The organism is Streptomyces sp. UNOC14_S4, assembly GCF_020740835.1.
Classification (GTDB): Bacteria; Actinomycetota; Actinomycetes; order Streptomycetales; family Streptomycetaceae; genus Streptomyces.
Genome location: NZ_JAINFC010000694.1, coordinates 1 through 3,048, shown reverse-complemented (window position 1 = coordinate 3,048; position 3,048 = coordinate 1). Strand labels below are relative to the sequence as shown.

The 3,048-nt window shown below is 69.8% G+C and carries 3 protein-coding genes; 2 read left to right on the top strand and 1 reads right to left on the bottom strand.

The genetic code is table 11. The annotated features are described in order from the left end of the window. Positions 1-369: 369 nt before the first annotated feature. Positions 370-651, bottom strand: a complete 282-nt coding sequence (locus K6I34_RS34440; RefSeq protein ID WP_229331972.1) for a DUF2530 domain-containing protein — start codon at positions 649-651, stop codon at positions 370-372. A 249-nt stretch (positions 652-900) separates the two neighbouring features. Here K6I34_RS34440 and K6I34_RS34435 point away from each other — a divergent pair, with 249 nt between their 5' ends. Together K6I34_RS34435 and K6I34_RS34430 are read left to right on the top strand one after the other, a co-directional pair. Continuing rightward, positions 901-2,370 carry an NCS2 family permease gene (locus tag K6I34_RS34435; RefSeq protein WP_229331971.1) on the top strand — a complete coding sequence of 490 codons (1,470 nt, stop codon included), beginning with the start codon at positions 901-903 and terminating at the stop codon, positions 2,368-2,370. 126 nt (positions 2,371-2,496) lie between these two features. Further along, on the top strand, positions 2,497-3,048 hold a 552-nt coding region (locus K6I34_RS34430), incomplete at its 3' end, for a hypothetical protein (protein ID WP_374231099.1).

Sequence of the window (3,048 nt, the reverse complement as noted above, 5' to 3'; positions counted from 1 at the left end):
ACAAGCCCCCACGGACGTGCAGCCGCGCGCGCAGCGCAAGTGGCACCCCGGTGGGCGTCGGCTGCCGGTAGGGGGTGCCTACGTCCGCGTCCGGGCGCGCCCCGTCAGGGGCGCGGGGAACTGCGCGAGCAACCAGCGACGACCCGCACCCGCCGGACGGCCGCAGCGGGCCGAGCTCGCAGGCGGCTTTTCAGGGGCGCGGGGAACTGCGCGAGAAGTCCCCACCGGCCCGCAGACGCCGGACGAACGCGGCGCACCGAGCTCGAAGGCGGCATTGAGGGGCGCGGGGAACTGCGCGACAAGCCCCCACGGACGTGCAGCCGCGCGCGCAGCGCAAGTGGCACCCCGGTGGGCGCGAGGGCCCAGCCACTACGGCGCGGAGGACTCCCGCCCGGCAGCCCGCGCAGCGGCAACGTGCCGCCGGATCGCCGCGTCGCGCTTGCGGACGTACCAGACGCCCACGAGCCCCAGCCCGCCACCGGCCAGGCACGTCCAGAGCCACCACAGGTGACCGTGGTCGCTGAACCAGCCGTAGAACGGCAGCTGGGCGAGGAAGAGGACGAACCACAGGATCGTGCCGCCGGTGATGGTGGCGACGACGGGCCCTTCCAGGGGCTCCGGCGCCTCGTGCGTGGGTGTCCACTTCGTCATGACGCAAAGCCTAGTCCGTACCCACGCCGGGGCCGACGTGCGGTGGAGCCCTTGTCCCATAGGGGTCTACGCGCGGAGATAGCAATTCCGCGTTTGGTTATTCATACTGAATCGAACTGGATACGACTGGGTGGTTTGGTGCGATCCTCCAAGGTTCGAAACCGGAGGGGCGCCGGCGATCACCCGGCCGCGATCCGCTTTCCAGCTGTCTCCCCCGCCTCCCCCAGGCCCCCTACGACTGAGGTACGTATGCCCTCCTCGGCCACCCCCGCGGTCGACGCCCAGCAGCCGCCGTCACCCGAGCCGGTCCGCTCCCCCCTCGACCGGTACTTCCGGATAAGCGAGCGGGGTTCGTCCATCGCCCGTGAGGTACGTGGCGGTCTGGCCACGTTCTTTGCGATGGCGTACATCATCGTGCTGAACCCGATCATCCTCGGGGCCGGGCACGACAAGTTCGGGCACCAGCTCGACAACGGCCAGCTGGTCACGGCGACCGCGCTGACGGCCGGCCTCACCACGATCCTCATGGGCGTCATCGGCAACGTCCCGATCGCCTGCGCCGCGGGCCTCGGCATCAACGCCGTCGTCTCGCTCCAGCTCGCGCCCAAGATGAGCTGGCCGGACGCGATGGGCATGGTGGTGCTCGCCGGTGTGGTGCTGATGGTGCTGGTCGCCTCCGGCCTGCGACAGCGCGTGATGGACGCGATCCCGAACGGGCTGCGGCGCGCCATCGCGATCGGTATCGGCCTGTTCATCTCGCTGATCGGTCTGGTCGACTCGGGCTTCGTCACCCGCAACCCGGACGGCGCGCACACCACCGTGCCGATGGGCCTCGGCGAGGGCGGGCAGCTGCACGGCTGGCCGGTGCTGATCTTCGCGCTGGGGCTCGCGCTGACGTTCATCCTGATCGTCCGCAAGACGCAGGGCGCGATCCTCATCGGCATCGTCGTGATGACCTTCGTGGCCATCGTCATCAACTCGCTGGCCACGATCCCCGACACGAGCTGGGGTCTGAGCGTCCCGCAGGTGCCGGACAACGTCGTCGGCACGCCCGACTTCGGCCTCGTCGGCCACATCAGCCTCTTCGGCGGCTTCCGTGAGGTGGGCTGGCTGACGGGCTGCCTGTTCGTCTTCACCGTGCTGCTGTCCGGCTTCTTCGACGCGATGGGCACGATCATCGGCGTCGGCGAGGAGGCGGGGCTCACGGACGAGAACGGCCAGCTGCCGGGCATGGGCAAGATCCTGATGATGGACGGCGTCGCGGTCGCCGCGGGCGGCGCCGGCTCCGCCTCCGCGAACACCTGCTTCGTGGAGTCCACGGCCGGTGTCGGCGAAGGCGCCCGTACGGGCCTGGCCAACGTGATGACCGGCGGCCTCTTCCTGCTGGCCCTGATCTTCACCCCGCTCGCCAGGATCGTCCCCTCGCAGGCGGCCACGCCCGCCCTGCTGGTCGTCGGCTTCCTCATCATGGCGGCCAACGTCAAGGAGATCGACTGGAGCGACTTCACGATCGCGATCCCCGCGTTCCTGACGATCATCTCGATGCCGTTCACGTACTCGATCACCAACGGCATCGGCATCGGCGTCCTCGCCTTCATCCTCCTGCGCATCGCCGACGGCCGGACGAAGCAGATCCCCTGGCTGCTGAACGCGGTGGGGCTGTGCTTCCTCGTCTACTTCTTCCTCAACCCGATCGAGCAGATGCTGGGCGTGAAGTAGGGGACCGCGGCCAGGGCCCGAGGGGGGGGCTTCGTATGGTTGGGGCGGACCGGATGGTCATCCGGTCCGCCCCGCCGTCGTTCCCGCCCCATTCCCGGCCGCGCGGCGGCGCCCTAACGTCCCACCATGACTCCGGCCATGACCCCGGCGATCGTCACCGTCGTGCTGGCGTTCACCGGCTATCTCGTCACGTACGTCAACGGCCTGCGCCTCGCACAGCAGCAGGAGCGGCTGGCGCGGGTGAACCGCCAACTGGCCGAGTTCTACGGCCCGCTCCTGGCCCTGGCCGAGTCCAACCACCGCGCCTACCGCACCTTCGCCGAACTCCACCCGCGCCCCGACGGCAGCCCGCCGACCGAGGAGGAACTGGCGGAGTGGCGGCTGTGGATGACGACCGTACTGCTGCCCAATCTGCGGTCCATACGCGACATCCTGACCACGAAGGCGGACCTGCTGTCGGAGCCCGACGTCCCCGAAATCCTCCAGGAGGTCTACGCCCACGCCGCCTGGGACGAGATCACCGCGGCCCGCTGGGGGCAGGGCGACCTGACGCACCACCCCACGCCGTCCCCTTTCCCGGCGACGGAGTTCCGCCGGTACGTGAAGGGCGAGTTCGAACGGCTGAAGCGGGAGCAGGCGGAGCTGCTGGGGAAGGGGCGGGGCGGGCTCTTATACACA